This window comes from Campylobacter sp. CFSAN093246, assembly GCF_012889415.1.
GTDB classification, from domain to species: Bacteria; Campylobacterota; Campylobacteria; order Campylobacterales; family Campylobacteraceae; genus Campylobacter_D; species Campylobacter_D jejuni.
Genome location: NZ_CP040613.1, coordinates 1222082 through 1242891, shown reverse-complemented (window position 1 = coordinate 1242891; position 20810 = coordinate 1222082). Strand labels below are relative to the sequence as shown.

Here is a 20810-nt window from a genome sequence, read left to right as displayed (position 1 = left end):
GTTTATTATGGATATAAAAAAAATATTAGCAGAAGTTAAGCGTGGTTGTGCAGAGCTTATTGATGAAGAAAGAATAGAAAATTTAATTAAAAATTATTATGAAAAGGGTGAAAATTTCTTTATAAAGGCAGGGTTTGATCCTACAGCGCCTGATTTACATTTAGGCCATAGCGTGGTTTTAACAAAAATGGCTTTTTTGCAAAAACATGGAGCTATTGTGCAGTTTTTGATTGGAGATTTTACAGGACAAATTGGCGATCCAAGTGGAAAAAGTGCAACGCGTAAAAAGCTGGATAAAGAGCAAGTTTTAATCAATGCTAAAACTTATGAAACGCAGGTTTTTAAGGTTTTGGATAAAGAAAAAACACAGATTAAGTTTAATTCTACTTGGCTTAATGAACTTGGAGCCGCGGGTATAGTAGAGCTTACTTCAACTTTTAGTGTAGCTAGAATGCTTGAGCGTGACGATTTTACCAAGAGATTTAAAGAGCAAAGTCCTATTTCGATTTGCGAGTTTTTATATCCCTTACTTCAAGGATATGATAGTGTGGCTTTAAAAAGCGATATTGAAATGGGTGGAACGGATCAAAAATTTAATCTTTTGATGGGAAGACAGCTTCAAAGAGTTTATAACATAGGAAAAGAACAAGCTGTGATTATGATGCCCTTACTCGAAGGTTTAGACGGTGTAAACAAAATGAGTAAGAGTTTAAATAATTACATTGGTGTTACAGAAAAAGCTAATGATATGTATGCTAAAATTTTAAGTATTAGTGATGAATTGATGTTTAGATATTATGAACTTTTAAGTCAAAAAAGTCTAGAAGAAATTGCGCAAATAAAAAAAGATATAGAACAAGGCAATTTACATCCTAAAAAAGCTAAAGAAAATTTAGCTTTAGAGATTACAGAGCGTTTTCACTCCAAAGAAGAGGCTAATAATGCTAAGTCTGAATTTGATAGAATTCATTCTCAAAATGCTTTGCCAAGTGATATGGCTGAGTTTGAAATACAAGGAAAAATTTGGCTTGCTAAGGCTTTGGTTGAATGTGGTTTGGAAAGTTCTACTTCTGCGGCAAGAAGAAGCATCAGTGCTAATGCAGTAAGTGTAAATTCTCAAAAAGTTAGCGACGAGCAAATGTATTTAGAACAAGGAGAATACATCTTACAAATAGGTAAAAGAAAATTTGCAAAATTAAAGGTAAAAGAATGAATTTACAACCCTTACAAATAGGAAAACATACTATAAAATATCCCATTTTTCAAGGAGGAATGGGACTAGGCATAAGCTGGGATAGATTAGCTTCTGCAGTTTCTTTAAATGGTGGACTTGGGATTATTTCTTCTGTGGGAACAGGATATTATGAAGAAAGAAAGTATGCAAGTAAAGAATTAAACGCTAAGCCTTATGGAAGTGAAAATTTTTACTCACGCAAGGGTTTGCAAGCTTTGATTAATAATGCAAGAAAAGTTTGTGGCGATGCACCTTTGGGGTGTAATATCTTATGTGCAAGTAATGATTATGCAAGAATAGCACGCGATGCTTGTGAGGTTGGTTTTAATGTGATTGTTTCAGGCGCTGGACTTCCTACAAATTTACCTGAATTTACTGCAGATTTTCCTGATGTGGCTTTAGTGCCTATCATTTCATCTGCAAAGGCTTTAAAAATTATTTGCAAAAGATGGCAAAGCCGTTACAATCGCTTACCTGATGCAGTGGTTTTAGAAGGGCCAAAAAGTGGAGGTCATCAAGGTTTTACTTATGAGCAGTGCTTAGATCCGAATTATCAGCTAGAAAAATTAATCGCTCCTGTGGTAGAAGAGGCTAAAAATTGGGGGTCTTTTCCCGTGATTGCTGCAGGTGGAATTTGGGATAAAAAAGATATAGAAAATGCTATTTCTTTAGGGGCTAGTGGTGTTCAAATGGGAACGCGTTTCATAGGAACTTTTGAATGTGATGCGAGTGAAGAGTTTAAAAGCGTTTTGCTAGCTTCTAAAGAAGAAGATATAGAGCTTATTAAATCTCCTGTGGGCTATCCTGCTCGTGGAGTTAGAACCAATCTTTTAAATTTAGTAGATAAAAGAATGGGTCCAAAGATTAATTGTATAAGCAATTGTGTAGCGCCTTGTGGACGTGGAAAAGAGGCGACTAAAGTAGGGTATTGTATAGCAGATAGGCTTTTTGATGCGTGGTCAGGCAAAAAAGAAACAGGACTTTTCTTTACAGGTGCAAATGGATATCGTTTAGATAAGCTTATCAGTGTTAAAGAACTTATGGAAAAATTGGTTAATGGTGAATAATGGCTAAAATTTTTGTATTTTTAGTATTTGCTTTCACAACTCTTTTTGGAGCTTATGAAAATGAACTTGCAAATTTTGATAAAAATTTTATCGGTTCTAAAAGTGAAGTGCAAGTAAAATTTCACCATCAGCTCAAAAGCCTTTATATACAAAGTGTTATTCATGAAGATGAAAAAACTAAAATTGAAATTTTAAAAAGATTGATCATCAGTTCAAATACTTTAAATTTAGATGACAAGTCATATGCTAATGAGTTAAAAGAAAGTGGTATAAGTGAAGCAAGTATTAATGCTTTAAGAAAGGCTGTTATTAAAGATATTAAGGTTCAAAATATTTCTCAAGACACTGAAAAAACAACTTTTGAACCTATAAAAACAGTTCAAAAAAATGAAAAAAAATCATCTAACGAACAAATAAAAAATACAGAAAAAACAAATTCTAAAACTTCGCAAGCACCAAAGAGCAGTATCGTTTCTAAAGCAAAAAGTGATGATAAAATTTATGTTTTAAAGTCAAGTAAAACAAACCAAGGTGTAGAGTTTGAACTAAATGCAGATTTGGATAAGGATCAATTAAAAAGTTTTGCTTTAGACGAAAAAGGAAACTATCGTTTTATTAGTGATTTTGATGGGGTTTTAGAAGGGGGTAAAAAAGAGTTTAAATTTGATGACTATCGTTTAGTGATTTCACAATTTAATCCCAAAACCATACGCATAGTGGTTTATGCTAAAGAAAAAATTCCTATTGATATATCTTTTAAAGAAGAAAAAATAATTTTTTCAAAAGAAACTACTAGCCAAAAAAAGACTGAGCAAGTTAGTAAAATTTCAGAGAAAAAGCAAGATCAAAAAACAGAAATTAAAACCAAAGTTTTAGAAACAAAAAAACAAGATAAAAAAACCAATAATGAAAAAGAAAATCAAGAACCTTTATATGTTTTAGATGTGGATAAAATTTCTAATGCTGTGGTGTTAAATTTAAGCGATGATTTAGATGAAAAAGAAATAGCAGTATTTGATACCAAAGATCAAAAATTCCGATATGTTGTAAGTTTTAAAGGTGTGTTAGAAGGTAATAGAAAAAGCTTTACCTTTGGACAAAATACAATTGTCGTTACGCAATATAATCCAAAAATTGTTCGTGTGGTTTTGAGTGCTCCTAAAGAATTTAAACTTTTAAAAAAGTTGGATAATAAAAATCTCACTTTAGGTTTTCATGCGCAAACTTCAAGTCAAAATGTAGATAAAAAAGCAACTCAAAGTTTTAATAAAACCTTAAGTACGAGATACAAATCAGGAAAACTTATAGTTATCGATGCGGGGCATGGTGGAAAAGATAGCGGTGCTTTAAGTGATAAAAAAGGAAGTTTAAAAGAAAAAGATATAGTTTTAAGTACGGCTTTAAAACTTGGAAATGAACTTAAAAAACGCGGTTATAAAGTGCTTTATACTAGAAGTTCGGATAAATTTATTAATCTTCGTGATAGAACCAAATATGCCAATGATAAAAGAGCGGATTTGTTTATTTCTATACATGCTAACGCAGCACCAAATGCCACAAAAGCCAAAAGTAGCGAAGGCGTGGAAACTTTCTTTTTAAGTCCTGCAAGAAGTGAAAGAAGTAAAAAGGCAGCAGAAAAAGAAAATCAAGGGGATTTTGAAGAGATTAATTATTTCTCAAAACAAAGTATTTTAAATTTCTTAAATCGTGAAAAAATCGTTGCTTCAAATAAACTAGCCATTGATGTACAAAAAAATATACTCACTCAAACACGCAAAAAGTATAAAATTGTAGATGGCGGTGTAAGAGAAGCACCTTTTTGGGTTTTAGTAGGTGCGCAAATGCCTGCAATTTTGATTGAAATTGGCTATATTACACATCCAAATGAAGGCAAAAGAATCGCCAATAAAGCTTTTCAAGATTTATTGGTTAAGGGTATTGCTGATGGAGTTGAGAGTTATTTTTATAACAACCGATGAAAAAAGCTAAGCTAATTTTTAAGGATAATACTCCTTTTTCTTTGGATTTTGATGATTTTTATTTTAATTTCAAAGATGGCTTAAATGAAAGCAAATTTGTTTACACTCATTCTTTTGAATGGAAAAATCAAGAAAATTTTATTATCGCAGAGAGTGGTTTTGGCATAGGTTTAAATTTTTTTCTTACTTTGAAACGCTTTTTAGAAACTACCCCTTCTAAGCGTCCTAAAAAACTTTTTTATATTAGCGTAGAAGCTTTTTATATCGAAAAAGAACAATTAAGAGAAATTTATCAAAAACTAGAATTTTATGAAGAGTTTAAAGAGCTTTTAGAACAATTTTTAAAATTTTATCCTAAGGCTAAAGAAGGAATTTATCGTTTTTATTTTGAAGATTGTTTTTTAGATCTTGTTTTTGAAGATATAGCTGTTTTAAAAGAATTGGATTTTAAAGCTGATGTTTGGTATTTAGATGGATTTTCTCCAAATAAAAACTCGCAAATGTTTGATGAAAATTTAATCTTTGAAGTGGCAAGGCTTTCTAAAAAAAATACACAAATTTGCACCTTTTCTTCGGCAAGTTTTTTGCAAAAAAATTTAAAAAAATATGGCTTTAGAGTAGAAAAAACCAAAGGTTTTAGAAAAAGAGAAATGATTAAAGCTTATTTGGAAAATGAGCTTGAGTTTAAAGACAAAGAAGCGTATTTTTCAAGAACATTTTCATCTTTAAAAAATAAAAAAGTAGCTATTATTGGTGCAGGTATATCAAGTGCTGTTTTAGCTTATGAGCTTAGTTTAAGAGGTTTTGAAATAGATATTTTTGAAAAACATTTAGAATTAGGCAAGGGTGCAAGTGGAAATGAAAGTGGAATTTTAAGCTCTTTAATCTTAAAGCCTAAGGTAAATTTAGGGGAGTTTTCAGAGCTTTCTTTTATAGAGGCAAGTCGTTTTTATAGACAAATTTTAGATTTAGAATTTAAGGGTGTGGTGGAGTTTGCACATAATGATTTAATGCAAGAAAGATTTGACACGCAAAGAGAAAATGTTTTGTTTAAAATTTCAAAAAATCAAGCTTTTTTAGAAGAGGGTGGAGTGATTTTTCCAAAAAAATTGGTTAAAAATCTTTTTGAAAAAAGCAAAGCTTGTATATATTTTAATCATGAATTTCAAGCTTATAAATTTGAAAATGGGTGTTTTAGTTTAAAATTTAAAAATGATGTTGTTAAAAGTGATTATGCGGTTTTGATTTATGCTATGGGTGCAGATGCAAAAGACTTTGTTTTTTATGATGAGATGAAATTAAGCAAAGTAAGAGGTCAAGTTACACATCTAAAACCTTTTTTAGATACCCCATTTCCTTTATCTTCTAAGGCTTATATTTGCCCTGTAAAAGATGATTTGCAAGTAATTGGTGCAAGTTATGATAGGCTTAATGCAAGTTTAGAATCAAAAGAAGAAGATGATAAACAAAATATAGAAAATATAGCCGATTTTATGGATAAAAATACAAAATTAGAAATCATAGGTTCTAAAGTAGGTTTTAGATCTTATTCGAGTGATCGCTTTATGATAGTTGGAAATGCTTATGATGAAGCGTTTTATAAAGAAGAATATAAAGCTTTATTATGGACAAAAAATAAGGAGCAAAAACCAGCTAAAATGTCTTGTAATTTGTATTTTAATTTTGCTCATGGGTCAAGGGGTTTTAGTACAAGTGTTTTAGCGGCAAGGTATTTGTGTGCATTGATAAATAATGAACCCTTGTGTTTAGAAAAAAAATACATCCACGCTATTCATCCTGCAAGATTTTTGATTCGCAAACTTAAAAAAGGCTTATGATTAAGCTTTAATTAAGAGTGATGCTAATATTTGCTTATGAGAGTAAGTTTTTAACTTTATTTTAACTTTCTTTATTTTATTATTTATAGAGAATAAATTTCATGTTATAAAGGAAATATAATGATTGATTATCATCAAATAGAGTCGCGTTTATCGGCTCTTGAAAAGCTTCCTTCTTTGAAAGACAATGATAGTATTACAAAAGCATTAGAAAAGTCAGGTTTTTCTAGAAGGGATTTTATGAAATGGGCAGGTGCTATGACTGCATTTTTGGCTTTGCCAGCGAGTTTTACTCCTATGGTGGCAAAAGCTGCTGAGCTTGCTGATAGGCTTCCTGTTGTGTGGCTTCATATGGCTGAGTGTACAGGCTGTAGCGAGAGTTTGTTAAGAAGTGATACTCCAACGATTGATAGTTTGATTTTTGATTATATTTCTTTAGAATATCACGAAACAGTGATGGCTGCAGCAGGTTGGCAAGCTGAAGAAAATTTAGAAAGTGCCATTCAAAAGCATAAAAATAAATACATTTTAATGGTTGAAGGTGGTATCCCTATGGGTGATACAGAGCATTTTTTAACCATAGGTGCACATGGAAAAACAGGCTATGAGCTTTCAAAAATGGCAAGTGAAAATGCTTTGGCGATTTTTGCTATAGGAACCTGTTCTAGCTTTGGAGGAATTCAAGCCGCAAGACCAAATCCTAGCAACGCGCAGCCTTTAAGCAAAGTAACAAGCAAAACTGTGATCAATGTTCCAGGCTGTCCTCCAAGTGAAAAAAATATAGTGGGTAATGTACTTCATTATTTATTATTTGGTGAGTTACCAGCACTTGATGTGTATAATAGACCAAAATGGGCTTATGGTTTAAGAATTCATGATCTTTGTGAAAGACGCGGACATTTTGATGCGGGTGAATTTGTACATGCTTTTGGGGATGAAGGAGCAAAACAAGGTTTTTGTCTTTATAAAGTAGGTTGTAAAGGACCTTATACTTTTAATAACTGCTCAAGAGAGAGATTTAACCAGCACACTTCTTGGCCTATTCAAGCAGGGCATGGTTGTATAGGTTGTTCTGAGCCTAATTTTTGGGATACTATGGGACCTTTTGAAGAGCCTATGGCTAGTCGTAAATTTGATACCGTTTTTGGTTTGGGTGCGGATAGTGTTTCAGATAAAATCGGTATAGGTGTGCTTACACTCACAGGCGTTGCTATAGCAGCACACGCAGTTATATCTTCCATGCAAAAAGATAAGGAATAAAAATGAGTCAAAAAATAATCGTAGATCCTATTACAAGAATTGAAGGGCATTTAAGAGTTGAAGTTGTTGTTGATGATAACAATGTGGTAAAAGAAGCTTATGCGGGCTCTACTTTGTGGCGTGGTATTGAAACCATAGTAAAAGGGCGTGATCCAAGAGATGCGGGTTTTATGACGCAAAGAATTTGCGGAGTTTGTACTTTTTCACATTATAAAGCAGGTATAGTTGCTGTTGAAAATGCTTTAGGTATTACTCCGCCTTTAAATGCGCTTTTAACAAGAACTTTAATGAATGCGGCTTTATTTTTACACGATCATATTGTGCATTTTTATCAACTTCATGGGCTTGATTGGGCTGATGTGGTAAGTGCTTTAAGTGCTGATGTTAAAAAAGCAAGCGATGAAGCTTTTAAATACACTTCAAATCCTTATGCAACAGGTGCGGATAAACTTCTTGAAGTGCAACAAAGACTTAAAACTTTTGTAGATAAAGGAAATTTAGGACCTTTTGCTAATGCGTATTATGGTCATCCAACTTATCGTTTAAGTCCTGAGCAAAATTTAATCGTTCTTTCTCACTATCTAGAATGTTTAAGAATTCAAAGAATCATTGCTCAATGTATGGCGATTTTTGGAGCTAAAAATCCACATCCACAAAGCTTAACCGTTGGTGGTGTAACTTGCGTTATGGATTTACTCGATCCTGCAAGAATGGGTGAATATATGGTTAAATTCCAAGAAGTGCAAGACTTTGTTAATCGTGCGTATTATCCTGATCTTGTGATGGCAGGAAAAGCTTATGCACATGAAGCAAGTGTTTTAAATGATATAGGGGTAAATAATCTTTATACCTTTAAAGAATTCCAAATCGGAAGAGATGAATGGCTTTTTGAAAGTGGTATTATCAAAAATGGAGATTTAAGCAAGGTTTATGAAGTAGAAGAAGATAAGATTACTGAAGAGGCAACTCATTCTTGGTATGCAGACAATGAACCTTTACATCCTTATGATGGCAAAACAAATCCAAATTATACAGGACTTGTAGATGGAGAAAGCGTAGATCATCATGGAAATAATGTCCATTCTAAAGTGTTTGATACTAAGGGTAAATATAGCTGGATTAAAGCTCCACGCTATGAAGGAAATCCTATGCAAGTAGGACCTTTAGCAAATGTCGTTGTAAATTATGCTAAAGGTAATCAAAATGTTGTTCCTGTGGTAGATGAGTTCTTAAAAGAAACAGGACTTCCTTTAAATGCTGTATTTAGCACACTTGGAAGAACAGCTGCTCGTTGTATTGAAGCAAAAATCGTTGCAAATAATGCTTTAAAAGCGTTTAATAATTTAGTTGAAAATTTAAAAGTAGACCAGAGTACTTGTGCTCCTTATGTGATCGATAATTCTAAAGAATACAAAGGACGCTATATGGGGCATGTGCCACGCGGAACATTAAGCCATTGGTGTAGAATTAAAAATGGTGTTATTGAAAATTGGCAAGCTGTGGTGCCTTCTACTTGGAATGCAAGTCCAAAAGACGCAAATGGCGTAGGTGGAAGTTATGAGCAATGTTTGATAGGACTTAAAATCGCTGATGTAAAACAACCACTTGAAATCATTAGAAAAATTCACTCTTATGATCCTTGTATTGCTTGTGCGGTGCATGTAATGGATACTAAGGGCAATAATCTAAGTGAATATAAAGTGAATGTCAATTTATAAGGAGGCTTTCATGCAAAACAAAGAAGAAAAATTGCAAAGAAAAGCTGAATATGAATTTAGCATAGGTTTGCGTTTAACGCACTGGGTAAGAGCTATTGCTATAGTGATTCTTATTGGCACAGGGTATTATCTTTCCTATGTGTTCCAAAGCCCTATTAGTAACGGTGAACCCGTAAATTTTATGCAAGCAAAATACCGCTTAGTACATCAAGCGGTGGGTTTTGTTTTAATCGCTTGTATTATTTTTAAAGTATATTTGTTTTTCTGCGATAAGGTAAGCGCAAAAGAACGCAGAAGTGTATGGGATATTTTTAATATCAAATTATGGATAGAACAAGTAAAATTTTACATTTTCTTAGGAAAACATCCGCATTTAAAAGGGGTTTATAATCCTTTGCAATTTGTAACTTATTTTTTCTTTTATCTTGTGATATTAGGTATCATTCTTACAGGGCTTATTCTTTATACTCATACTTACCATGAGGGCTTAGGTGGGCTTTTATATCATATTTTAAGACCGCTTGAAGCTGCAATGGGCGGTTTGGCCGATGTAAGAACTTATCATAGAATTTTGATGTGGGTAATTATGATTTTTGTGCCAGTACATATTTACATGGCGATTTTTAACGCAGTAAAAGGTAAAGATGGTGCTATGGATGCTATTATTAGCGGATATAAATTTGTAAAAGAAGAACAGCATTGAAATTCTTAGTCCTTGGAATAGGTAATATCATGTTTGCGGATGAAGGCTTAGGCGTTCATCTTTGCAAACAACTTGAAAAAAACTACAAATTCACTCATTCTGAATTTACTTTAGATTTTGTTGATGGTGGAACCTTGGCTTTGCAGCTTAGCTATATCATCGCTCGATACGATAGACTTATCGTTTTAGACTGTATAGAAGCGCAAGGTGCGAGTATAGGAGATGTATTTTTCTTTCCTTATGATGCTATGCCTAATAAAATTAGCTGGAGTGGAAGTGCCCATGAAATAGAAATGCTTCAAACCTTACAATACATGGAACTTGCAGGAGATTTGCCTAAAACACACATCTTAGCTTGTGTGCCAAAGCGTATTGAAGCGATGAGTTTTAAGCTTTCAGATGAGCTTATACAAGGAGCTAAAATCATGGAAAAAACTTTACTTGATTTTTTAAGCAAGGAAGGTTTTGCTTATGAAAAGATTGCGGATTTTTCTTTGCAAGAATTAGCCGATATTTCTTATAAAAATTACTAAATTTTTGTTCTAAAATTCATAGCTTTATTTAAAGAGATTAAATCCACATTTTCTAAATTTACACCACTTGGAATTCCTTGAGCGATTTTACTAAAAGTTAGGTTTAAGCCTTTAAATTTATCCTCTATAAAAAAGATGGTTGCATCAGAATTAATGCTATGTGTCAATGCAAAAATGAGCTCAGAGATATTTAGCTTAAGTATGATTTGCTTTAGTTTTTCAAGTTTTTCTTCATTTAACTCATCTAAAACAAAATATAGCCCATTGTAACTTTGACTCTCTTCGAGTGTTAGTATATCTTTTGGGCTTTCAACTATACATAAAATGTTTTTATTTCTTTCTTTATCGCTACAAATTTCGCAAAGCTCATTTTCGCTTAAAGCACCGCATTGCTCACAAGGTTTTATAAAGCGGATAGCATTTTCTATATTGTGTGCGAGTTTCATACCATCGATTTGATTATTTATGCAAAGGTGATAAGCAAGCCTTATGGCGGTTTTTTTTCCTATGGTAGGTAAATTTGCAAAACTTTCAACAAGTTCATTGAATTTTTCCAGGCCTTTTACCATTATTTTTCTTTATCTCCAAAGAAAATTTTAAAGCAATGCTTTCCATCATCATAAAAATAAATCAAATCAAAATTATGCAGTTTACATACCTCTGAAACTATATAAAGTCCTAGTCCCATACCTTTGACTTGATTGTGTTTTTCTCTTGTAAAAGCTTCAAGATAATGCTCTATAGGCTCTGCTAAAGGTTTGCCTGGATTTTTAATGGTAAAACATTCTTTACAACAAAAAAGCTCACAAGTGCCATTGTTTGAGTATTTTAAGGCATTATCGATAAGATTTTTTAAAATTACAGAGAAAATTTCCATATCAACATTGATTAAAGCGTCATATCTTATATCGACTTTTACAACTTTATTAAAATCATCTATCATAAGGTGTTCTTTAGCTTCTTCAAGTATAGTGCTAAAACGACTAGGTTTAAAGTGTAAGTTGTAGTTTTTTGAAAATAAATTTTCGATTTTGGCAAATTCATTGATCAAAGAATCCATGCGTAAAAATATAGCGATAAGTCTTTCTTTTTGTCTGTCTTCTTTGATCATTTCAGAAATGATTCTCCCTTTTCCTATAGGGGTTTTTAACTCATGCATGATTGTTCTTAGGAAAAGTTGTCTTGATTGGATTAATTCTTGGTTTTTCTTGAAAGCTTTTTGAAATTCAAAGGCGATCTTGCCTACTTCATCTTCTTGATAGTCTAGAAAATCAGGTTGTTCCCCATTTGCAACTTCGGCAACTTGTCTTCTTAATTTTTTTAAAGGTTCTAAGGATTTTAATACAGAAAAATACATAAAAACAACCAACAAAGAAAAAGAGAAAAATCCTATCAATAAAAGATTATAAACCCTATCACTAGTATTTTCTTCATACAAGCCATCAAAATCTTTACATTGAACATCAAAATAAAGATTGCTATGATATTTTAAAGAAGAAAGAGTACAAAGCTCTCCGCCTGCTTTAAAAAGTGATTGTCCATTATTTCTTATAGCTTTTACAAGATTGGGATTTTGTATAGCGTTAAAACCGCTGTTTCCAAGATAAGCTCCTATTTCAACACCTGAAGTGTTTTCATAGGAGATGAGTAAATTTTTTATAAGATTTTCTTGTTTTAAACTTTCTTCTTCATTATAGGCATTCCCTTCTATTTTTAAAAGAACGATAAAAAGCACACAAACCAAGAAAAAAGTAACAATAAATAAAATAATCAGTTTGGTATGAATAGAATAATTTTTTGTCATCCTATCAGTTTATATCCTATACCTCTAACAGAAAAAATATGTTTTGGAGATTTTGAACTATCTCCTATTTTTACCCTTAAGCGACCGATGATAACATCAAGGCTTTTAGAATCTTTATCTTTTAGATTTTTACAGCGACTTACAAGCTGTTCTCTTGAAACACTATATCCGTGTTGTTGGATAAGGTATTCTAAAATTTCAAATTCAGCAGGAGTAAGTGTTAAAACCTTATCTTCATAGGTGATCTCATGTCTTCTTTCATCAATTTTGAAAGCAGAGTTAATATTTTCATTATTAGTGTGTTCAACTCTTTTTGTGCGACGAATAAGACTCATAATCCTTGCATACATTTCTTTTGGATCGTAAGGCTTTGGTAGATAATCATCAGCACCGATTTGAAGCCCCACAACTTTATCGCTTAAGTCACCTCTAGCCGATGAGATGATAATAGGAATATTGCTTTTTTGTCGGATTTCTCTACAAACTTCAAGACCATCAATTCCAGGTAAAGTTAAATCTAAAATCAGACAATCATAGCCTTGAATACCCACATTTAAAGCACTTTTAGGATTTTCAAAATTTGTGATTTTAATATTAAATTGCGCTAAATATTCAGATAATAATTGTGCAAAGTCAGGATCATCTTCTATCATCAACACATTAATCATTCTAGTGTCCTTGTAAATTTTTATGTAGTCTTTAAAATCTTTACATAATTTTATTTAAAATTTGATAAATTATTGATTTTATTTTTGCTAAAATTATATTTTTGAATTTTTAAAATTAAAATTCTAGTAAAATTTTAAATTTTTTAAAGGAATAATGTGGAAATAAGTTATTATGAAATTCTTGAAATCACGCAAAATGCTGATAAAGAAACCATAAAAAAAGCCTATAGAAAAATGGCTTTAAAATATCATCCTGATAGAAACCAAGGTGATAAAGAAGCAGAAGATAAATTCAAGCTTGTTAATGAAGCCTATGAAGTTTTAAGCAATGATGAAAAGCGAGCTATTTATGATAGATACGGAAAAGATGCTTTAAAAGGCGGTGGATTTGGTTCTAGTAGCTCAGGTTTTGGTGGTTTTGAGGATTTAGGAGATATATTTTCTAGTTTTTTTGGAGAAGGCTTTGGCTCATCGCGTCGTAGAAAAAGTTCAAATGATGAGAAAATCCCTTCAGATTTTATCGTTAATTTAAAATTAAGTTTTAAAGAAGCGGTTTTTGGTTGTAAGAAAAATATAGACTTTACTTATAAATGCTCTTGTAAAACTTGTAATGGAACAGGGGCTAAAGATGGAAAGCTTCAAACTTGTCCAAAGTGTCAAGGTAGAGGACAGGTTGGGGTTTCTCAAGGTTTTATCACTTTTGCACAAACTTGCCCTGATTGTCAAGGAATTGGAGAAAAAGCTAGTGAAAAATGTAGTGATTGTAAAGGTTTGGGTTATAATGAAAGCAAAGATAGTGTCGAGCTTAATATCCCAGAAGGTGTAGATACAGGTATGAAACTTCGTGTCAATGCTAAAGGTAATATCTTAAAAAATGGTACTAGAGGGGATATGTATGTTAAGATCATCGCCGCTGAAGATGATACTTTTATCAGAGATGATGATGATATATATATAGAATTTCCAGTGTTTTTTACTCAAGCTATCTTAGGAGAGAGTATAAAAGTACCCACCATACGCGGTGAAGCGACCTTAAATTTACCAAAGGGTGCTAAAGATGGACAAAGATTTGTTCTTGAAAAAGAAGGGGTAAAAGATGTTCATAGTTCTCGCATGGGAAATCAAATCGTTCAAATTTCTATCAAATTCCCAACTTCTTTAAACGATGAACAAAAAGAACTTTTAGAAAAACTAAGTGAAAGTTTTGGCATCAAAGATGGTATGCATCAAGAGCAAAAAGGGCTTTTTGAAAAAATCACTAATTGGTTTAAGTCTTAATTTTCCTAAAGCGTTTTAGCTTGGGAAAATTTTTTATATAAATTTAAGTTTTAAAAATCAGGCATAAAAAAAGGCGGAGCAAAACTCCGCCTTGAAGTTAGACTTGAAAGCTTCTTAGAATTTGTAAAGAGCTTGAAGTCTTACAGTGCTATGATCAGCACTTTCATTAGTGTTTACACCTTGATCTAGGTTCACATAAGAATAGAATGCTGAGAAGTTAAGTTTTGGAGAGTATTTGTAATCTACTCTTGCAACAGCTTCAAGTTTTTTACCACCACCTAAATGATTAGCAGCTTCTGTTTTTGTTCCACCATATACGAAGTCAGCACCAACACGAACTGTTTCGTTGAAAGTATATCCACCAGTTACATAACCGAAGATGTTTCTACCAGTATCACCATTTAGTCTTGAACCAGTAGTATAGAAAATTTCCTCACCTGCAAGTAAAGAACCAAGATTACCTTGATCTTCGATTACAACTGTAGAAGCTTTTTCTTTATCACCGTAGTATAAACCACCAAGGCTAGCATCCCAACCATTTACTTCAATGCTACCTTTTAAAGCAAATAAATTGCCATTAGCGTGTGTTTTATCATCAAGTTCGCTATCAAGGCTATTTCCTAAGTAAGCACCTTCAAGTGTCCAGTTGATTCCATCAAAGATAGTTGTACTATAAGCTGCATCTACAGCATAGAAGAATGCTACTTGATCCCAGTAAGCTAACCATAATTGTGGATTAAATTGTCCACCAGCAAGATCATAAGAACCTACAGCAGCAGCACCATAAAGATTTCCTACTGAATCTACTTTAAAAGGAGCTTGATTTGATGTTGTTGAAATATTACTATGTCCTAATAAATCTGCACCTTGCTCTGCAGCCATGAAGCTATCTGCAGCAAAAGCAGCTAGAGTTAAACCATCGATGCTGTTATTTACTACTTTAATACCTGTTCCAACTAAACCATCAATAGCGTTATCCGTCCAGATAAGGTTTAATTGTTGTTTACCAGCGATTACACTTGTAGCAACATCTTCATTTGTATAAGTTAAGTATAATTGACGAACAAAAAGTCCTTTTTCGGCATTTTTTACGTTATTAACACCAGTGCCACCATCAACAGCGTTGTAGTCAAACTGAATGAAAGCTTTGAAGTTATCAGCTATAGCAGCACTGAAGTTAACTTGTGCTCTATATTTGTGATCTTGTTTGTTGTTGTTTAAATTTGAGTTGTTAACGAAATTTTTATCAAAATTACCTGTATCGTATCTGTATCTTAATACACCTGATACATCAACATCTTTGATCGCTTCTTCAAGTGGAGTAGCGTTAGCTGCTGAAAAAGCACCTGCAGCAAGAGCTGCAACTAAACTAAGTTTAACTAGTTTCATGAGAATTCTCCTTGTCAAAAATTAATAAAACATTGTAATTGTAGCACATAAATTTGGAGTTTTTTCTTAAGAAGCACTTAAAATAGTAAAAATTTTAAATCCGAAGGATAAAAACATCTAAAGAAAAGCCTAGCTAAAGGGATTTAAGCTAGGCGTGTAATTTTAAGGAGTTTTTCTTATGAATGTTTTTCGGTTCGTTTAGAAGTATAAGCCTAAAAAGTAAACGAGAAGTAATATATAGTTGTTTTAAATTATTTTGATAAAAAAACAAGTAAATTTTTACAAGCTAGGGATAAAATTTTATAAGTTTCATCAAAATTCCCGCTATACCAAGGATCAGGGACTTCATCGTAGTTTAGACTAGGACTAAAATCAGTGATTTTTAAAACTTTGTTTTGGGTGTTGGTGAAGTTTTTTAAAACATTTTTGAAGTTAGAATTGTCCATGGTGATTAAAAAATCGCTTTCATCGCAAAGCTTTTGAGTGAGTTTTTTGCTTGTGAAGTTTTTGTGTTCTATGTTAAGTTGAGCAAGTTTGTTTTTGGTACCATAGTGCATACCTTCTCCATCGTGTTCTCCTGAAGTTCCAGCACTGCTTATAAAAAATTCTTTTTCTAAATTTGCTTTTTTGACAAGATCTTTCATGATAAATTCTGCCATAGGCGAACGGCATATATTGCCTAAGCATATAAAGAGTATTTTTTTCATTTTTATCCTTGAGTTTTAATTAAAAATTATAAAAAATATCATACAATAAATCCATGGAAAATTTCAATAGAACTTTGCTTGTGTGTTGGTTTGGTGTTTTTACCACAAGTATGGGGCTTAGTCAAATCGCTCCGATTTTGCCTTTTTATATCAAAGAACTAGGACATGTTGATACGAGTGAAATAGCGTTTTACTCAGGGCTTGCTTTTGGGATCACTCCACTTTTTATGGCTGTTTTTTCACCTTTGTGGGCTTTTTTGGGTGCAAAGTATGGTTATAAAAATATGCTTCTTCGTGCAAGTTTTGGGATGTCGGTTTTAACTTTATGGCTTAGCTTTGCTCATAGTGCTTTAGAAGTAGTTTTTGTGCGGGGTTTAACAGGGATAATTTCAGGTTTTACTTCTGCTGCTGTTGTGTTTATCGCTGTGATAGCACCTAAAGAAAAAGTGGCTTATGCTTTAGGAACTCTTTCTACGGCTTCTATAAGTGGAAGTTTGCTTGGGCCTTTGTTTGGTGGCTTTGTGGCTGAATTTTTTAGTATTAGTACGGTTTTTGATATGGTGGCTTTTTTGATCGCTTGTTCTTTTGTGACGATTTATTTTTTCATCCATGAGAGAAAAATTCAAAAAGAGGCGAAGAAAAATACTCAAAAAGTGAAAGAAAACAAAACCCTTATTATCGTTCTTTTTATCACTACTTTTGTGATACAATTTGGTACTTTTGGAGTGATGCCGATTTTAAGTATCTATGTTGAGCAAATTCATCAAGGTGGAAATTTGGCTCTTTGGGCGGGTATAGTAGTGGCTGCAAGTGGGATTAGCAATCTTTTTTTCGCACCAAAACTTGGAAAAATCGCCGATAAGATAGGGCCTAGTAAGATTATTTTTGGAGCTTTGATATTTTGTGGAATTTGCTTTTATTTGCAGGCTGTAGTAAGTAATGTTTATACGCTTATTTTCGTGCGTTTACTTATAGGTGTAGGACTTGGAGGGCTTTTGCCTTGTGTGAATGCCTTGCTTAAAAAAAGTGTGAGTGCTAAAAATTTAAGTGTGATTTTTGGTTTTAATCAAACTTGTCAATTTTTGGGAAATTTTTGTGGAGCTTTTGGCGGAGGGATTATGGCTTCACATTTTAGCGTGGAATTTGTTTTTACTTTTGTGTGTTTGATTTTTATCATTAATGCTTTTATTTTCTTAGCGTTTGAGAAAAAATATATCTTTTCAAATCAAGGTTTATAAATTTAGAAAGGTTTAAAATGGAAATGATTTTATTTGTTTTAGTGATGATTTTACTTGTACTTTTGTTTGTAGTGCTTTTTAGGCAGTATAAAAGCCCTAAAATAGAAGAAAAAAGCACGCAAAGTTTTAGCGATATCATGCAGCTTAAATCCATAGGAGAATTAAGTGTTTTTCAAGTTTTTAGTAAAGAGATTGTCACTAAAAAAGATAGCGCTTTTAATGGAATTTGGAAAAATCTTTTAGGATGGTCTTTGAGTGAAAGACAGATTGCTTTGATTTTTGAATTTGAGATCACTTTCTTGTATGATTTAAGGGATAAAAACTTTGATATTTTGCCTTTAGGGGACGATGCTTATAAGATCATCATGCCAGAGTGTAGATACAAACACAGCATCATAGATATGAAATTTTATGATGAAAAAAATGCTAAATTTTTACCTTTTTTACTGCCTGATTCTATCAATAGTACGGGGATTAGTTTTAGCGAAAGTGATAAAAACAAACTCATAAAAGAAGCCAAAGATGAGGTTAAAGACTTGTCTTTAAATCTTATCCAAAATTTAGAAAGCAAAATTCATAAAAGTGCTAAGGATACTTTAGAAGCTATTGCTAAAGGTTTTGGAGCTAAGAGAGTGGAATTTGAATTCAAGGATAACACGCAAAAGCTAGATATTAACTAGTTTTTTTCTTGTTTTACTTGGGGGGGGGGTAATGCTTAGTTTGTTATTTTGTAAATTTTTTGATTATTTCATAGTTTTGTAAAAGCTGTTCAAAAGAAAAATTTAAATTTGCAGGAGAAGTTGAGGGTAGGGCTATGGCTTTTAAGCGAGGGTGGAATTTAATAAAAAATTTATAAGCACTTTGTCCAGTAGTAAAAATGGCTTGGATTTTGGTTTGAGAAAGGATCGGGCTTAAATCATTGGCTTTTGCATAACTTATAGTTTTATCATCTGAATTTTTTATCTTGCAACTTTGAAGTACATCCCAAAGAGCGATATGTTTTTTTCTTAAAAAGGCTTGTTGTTCTGTGATATTTTCTAATCTTACATCAAAAAGTGTTTCTAGTATAGGCCAAAAACGATTTCTTGGGTGTTGATAATAAAAGCCATCTTGTCTTGATTTTACCGAAGGAAAAGATCCTAAAATTAAGATTTTAGAATCTTTGTCAAAAAAAGGCTCAAAAGGATGAGTTAGAAATTCGCTCACTCACACAAATCCACAGAAATTTTTCCGTTTTTAATTTCGCTGATTTTAACTTTTAAGCTTTGGTTTTCGCTTAAATTAAGATGCTTGCTTTTTGAACTATGCAATAAACCATCAACACCATTTTTAAGTTCCACAAAGGCTCCAAAAGGAGCGATTTTTTTAACAATACCTTGAAATTCTTGCCCAAGTTCAAAGCCTGATATATCTTTGTCTTTAGAGCCTTTTTTAGTTCCTTTTTGAGAGCTTGTGATGTTTATGATGTAGTCTTTTGCGGCTTTGATTTGTTCGTTTTGACTACCTGCTATTTTTACTTCACCTTTTTCGCGATCTAAGTCTATAGAAACGCCAAATTTTTCTACGATTTCTTTGATGGTTTTTCCGGCTTGTCCTATGATATCAACGATTTTTGAAGGATCAACGCTAAAAAGCTCAAGTTTAGGTAAAACTTCTTCATTGACTATGATTTCTTTGGCGGCTTCTTCCATGATATTTAGAATGTGAATTCTTCCTTCTTTGGCTTGGTATAAAGCTTGTTTTAGTATTTCTTGATCGACTCCACCTAGTTTTATATCCATTTGAAGAGCAGTAACGCCGTCTTTGCTTCCTGCTACTTTAAAGTCCATATCCCCATCATGATCTTCAAGTCCTATGATATCTGTTAAAACAGCATACTTGTTATCTTCAAAGATAAGTCCCATGGCTACTCCTGCAACAAGTTTTAAGCTTGGCACTCCTGCTGCTTTTAAGGCTAAAGATCCGCCGCAAACCGTTGCCATAGAACTTGAGCCATTGCTTTCTAAAATTTCACTGACTAAGCGGATTACATAAGGATAGTTTTCATCCACACTTGGATAAAGTGCTCTTTTGGCTAAATTTCCATGTCCTAGTTCTCTTCTTCCTGGAGCTTTGATAGGACTTGCTTCGCCTACTGAAAAACCTGGAAAATTATAATTTACCATAAAGCGTTCGCTTATAGGATTTTTTTCTGTAAGCAAGTCTATCATTTGAGCATCGTTTTCTCCGCCTAAGGTTGCAACCACTAGGGCTTGAGTTTGTCCACGAGTGAAAAGACAAGAACCATGAGCGTTTGGTAAGATGTTGGTTTCTATATTAATAGGACGCACTTCGTTTAAACTTCTACCATCAGCTCTTTTGCCTTCATTTAAAATTTGCTCACGAATAAGTTTGCGTTTGACTTTAGCTAAGGTATTTAAGACACTTTCTTCGCTCCACTCTTTAGCGATTTCAAGATTTGAAATTTCTTTAGCGATTTTATTTAGTTCGCTTGCTCTTTCGCTTTTTGCCATTTGGTTGATGGCTTCTTTGATTTGTTTTTGGAAATTATTTTCTATAAAAGCTAAAATTTCAGGATATTCAATCTCATTTTTTAGTTCGATTTGAGAATTTTTTTCGTGTTTGCTAAAGGCTTCTTCATAAGCATTTGAACCATTTAATATAGCTTTTTGAGCTAAATTTAGAGCTTCTAAAATTTCATCTTCGCTAAGTTCATTCATATTTTGTGAAGTGGTTTGAGTTAAAACATCAGCATAAGGAGCTTCGATAAAGATTTCATTTTCTTTTTGATCAGGTAAGGCTCTCATTTCTATCATCAAAAGCTCATCTTTTACACCTGCTACATAGAGATCTAGGGTGCTATTTTGAAGCTCTTCATTGTTTGGATTGAGTATGAAATTTCCATCTATCTTTCCTATACGCACACCACATACTGGAGCTTTCATAGGTATATCACTAAGATAAAGTGCCACGCTTGCGGCATTTAAGCTCATTACTTGTAAATCTACTTTAGGATCAGCTGAGAGAACCATCACAACGATTTGAGTTGGATAAGCATAGCCTTTTGGGAAAAGAGGGCGTAAGCTTCTATCGATAATGCGTGCTGTTAAGGTTTCTGCATCGCTTGGTTTGGTTTCTCTTTTGACATAACCGCCAGGGATTTTTCCTGCGGCATAAGCTTTTTCGATGTATTGAACGGTTAGAGGTAAAAAATCTTCTTCAACTTGTTTTTCTTCTCTTGCAACCGTAGCTAAAACAACGCTTCTACCTTGTCTCATTAAAACAGCACCAGCAGCTTGTTTGGCGACTTTATCTATATCAAATATTTCTGTATTTTTGTTAATTTCTATGCTGTATTGCATTATTTTTCCTTTTTTGCCAGACAATAAATTTG

18 protein-coding genes are annotated in these 20810 nt (G+C 32.8%); 11 read left to right on the top strand and 7 right to left on the bottom strand.

The features are described 5' to 3' along the window. The first annotated feature begins 7 nt into the window (after nucleotides 1–7). The 8 genes from tyrS to FBE87_RS06470 all read left to right on the top strand — a co-directional run bounded on the left by tyrS (nucleotide 8) and on the right by FBE87_RS06470 (nucleotide 10332). Nucleotides 8–1213, top strand: coding sequence for a tyrosine--tRNA ligase (gene tyrS, locus FBE87_RS06505; RefSeq protein ID WP_002853870.1), 1206 nt, complete (start codon nucleotides 8–10; stop codon nucleotides 1211–1213). Beyond that, the gene (locus FBE87_RS06500) at nucleotides 1210–2301 is read left to right on the top strand and encodes a nitronate monooxygenase family protein (protein WP_002857924.1); all 1092 of its coding nucleotides are present in this window, start codon (nucleotides 1210–1212) and stop codon (nucleotides 2299–2301) included. The genes tyrS and FBE87_RS06500 overlap by 4 nt, the downstream gene beginning before the upstream one ends. Then, entirely contained in the window at nucleotides 2301–4280 is a 1980-nt protein-coding gene (locus FBE87_RS06495) for an N-acetylmuramoyl-L-alanine amidase (RefSeq protein WP_002853675.1), read from the top strand. Before FBE87_RS06500 ends, FBE87_RS06495 begins: the two co-directional genes overlap by 1 nt. After that, nucleotides 4277–6118: a bifunctional tRNA (5-methylaminomethyl-2-thiouridine)(34)-methyltransferase MnmD/FAD-dependent 5-carboxymethylaminomethyl-2-thiouridine(34) oxidoreductase MnmC gene (gene mnmC / locus FBE87_RS06490; protein ID WP_002853221.1), complete on the top strand. Its 1842-nt coding sequence runs from the start codon at nucleotides 4277–4279 to the stop codon at nucleotides 6116–6118. The genes FBE87_RS06495 and mnmC overlap by 4 nt, the downstream gene beginning before the upstream one ends. Before the next feature lie 120 nt (nucleotides 6119–6238). Continuing rightward, the gene (locus FBE87_RS06485) at nucleotides 6239–7378 is read left to right on the top strand and encodes a hydrogenase small subunit (protein WP_002853195.1); all 1140 of its coding nucleotides are present in this window, start codon (nucleotides 6239–6241) and stop codon (nucleotides 7376–7378) included. Between the two features lie 2 nt (nucleotides 7379–7380). Then, a complete protein-coding gene (locus FBE87_RS06480; protein ID WP_002853190.1) occupies nucleotides 7381–9096 on the top strand; it encodes a nickel-dependent hydrogenase large subunit in 1716 nt (571 codons plus the stop codon). A 10-nt stretch (nucleotides 9097–9106) separates the two neighbouring features. Next, on the top strand, nucleotides 9107–9799 hold the full coding sequence (gene cybH / locus FBE87_RS06475) for a Ni/Fe-hydrogenase, b-type cytochrome subunit (protein WP_002853164.1): 693 nt from the start codon (nucleotides 9107–9109) through the stop codon (nucleotides 9797–9799). Then, nucleotides 9796–10332 carry a HyaD/HybD family hydrogenase maturation endopeptidase gene (locus FBE87_RS06470; RefSeq protein ID WP_002859319.1) on the top strand — a complete coding sequence of 179 codons (537 nt, stop codon included), beginning with the start codon at nucleotides 9796–9798 and terminating at the stop codon, nucleotides 10330–10332. Before cybH ends, FBE87_RS06470 begins: the two co-directional genes overlap by 4 nt. On the opposite strand, the gene recR is transcribed toward FBE87_RS06470, so the two are convergent. Genes recR through FBE87_RS06455 form a run of 3 tightly spaced genes read right to left on the bottom strand, consistent with a single transcriptional unit; the run spans nucleotide 10329 to nucleotide 12804 of the window. After that, nucleotides 10329–10901: a recombination mediator RecR gene (gene recR, locus FBE87_RS06465; RefSeq protein ID WP_002853214.1), complete on the bottom strand. Its 573-nt coding sequence runs from the start codon at nucleotides 10899–10901 to the stop codon at nucleotides 10329–10331. The genes FBE87_RS06470 and recR overlap by 4 nt on opposite strands. Next, nucleotides 10901–12136, bottom strand: a complete 1236-nt coding sequence (locus FBE87_RS06460) for an ArsS family sensor histidine kinase (RefSeq protein ID WP_002853226.1) — start codon at nucleotides 12134–12136, stop codon at nucleotides 10901–10903. The genes recR and FBE87_RS06460 overlap by 1 nt, the downstream gene beginning before the upstream one ends. Continuing rightward, nucleotides 12133–12804, bottom strand: coding sequence for a response regulator transcription factor (locus FBE87_RS06455; protein WP_002853168.1), 672 nt, complete (start codon nucleotides 12802–12804; stop codon nucleotides 12133–12135). Before FBE87_RS06455 ends, FBE87_RS06460 begins: the two co-directional genes overlap by 4 nt. 156 nt (nucleotides 12805–12960) lie before the next feature. Here FBE87_RS06455 and dnaJ point away from each other — a divergent pair, with 156 nt between their 5' ends. Next, on the top strand, nucleotides 12961–14082 hold the full coding sequence (gene dnaJ, locus FBE87_RS06450) for a molecular chaperone DnaJ (protein WP_002853203.1): 1122 nt from the start codon (nucleotides 12961–12963) through the stop codon (nucleotides 14080–14082). Between the two features lie 114 nt (nucleotides 14083–14196). Here dnaJ and porA read toward each other — a convergent pair whose 3' ends face one another. Next, complete coding sequence (gene porA, locus FBE87_RS06445) at nucleotides 14197–15471, bottom strand: group 1 major outer membrane porin protein PorA (RefSeq protein WP_100626259.1); 1275 nt, start codon at nucleotides 15469–15471, stop codon at nucleotides 14197–14199. 251 nt (nucleotides 15472–15722) lie between these two features. Further along, nucleotides 15723–16178, bottom strand: a complete 456-nt coding sequence (locus FBE87_RS06440; RefSeq protein WP_002853170.1) for a low molecular weight protein-tyrosine-phosphatase — start codon at nucleotides 16176–16178, stop codon at nucleotides 15723–15725. Nucleotides 16179–16231: 53 nt separating this feature from the next. Here FBE87_RS06440 and FBE87_RS06435 point away from each other — a divergent pair, with 53 nt between their 5' ends. Then, the gene (locus tag FBE87_RS06435) at nucleotides 16232–17416 is read left to right on the top strand and encodes an MFS transporter (RefSeq protein ID WP_002878587.1); all 1185 of its coding nucleotides are present in this window, start codon (nucleotides 16232–16234) and stop codon (nucleotides 17414–17416) included. 17 nt (nucleotides 17417–17433) lie between these two features. Further along, nucleotides 17434–18096, top strand: a complete 663-nt coding sequence (locus tag FBE87_RS06430; RefSeq protein WP_002859315.1) for a DUF4230 domain-containing protein — start codon at nucleotides 17434–17436, stop codon at nucleotides 18094–18096. A gap of 43 nt (nucleotides 18097–18139) precedes the next feature. On the opposite strand, the gene FBE87_RS06425 is transcribed toward FBE87_RS06430, so the two are convergent. Both FBE87_RS06425 and FBE87_RS06420 read right to left on the bottom strand, forming a co-directional pair. After that, the gene (locus tag FBE87_RS06425) at nucleotides 18140–18622 is read right to left on the bottom strand and encodes a DNA-deoxyinosine glycosylase (RefSeq protein ID WP_002859314.1); all 483 of its coding nucleotides are present in this window, start codon (nucleotides 18620–18622) and stop codon (nucleotides 18140–18142) included. Beyond that, the gene (locus tag FBE87_RS06420) at nucleotides 18619–20778 is read right to left on the bottom strand and encodes a polyribonucleotide nucleotidyltransferase (RefSeq protein WP_100626288.1); all 2160 of its coding nucleotides are present in this window, start codon (nucleotides 20776–20778) and stop codon (nucleotides 18619–18621) included. The genes FBE87_RS06425 and FBE87_RS06420 overlap by 4 nt, the downstream gene beginning before the upstream one ends. Between the last annotated feature and the right edge of the window lie 32 nt (nucleotides 20779–20810).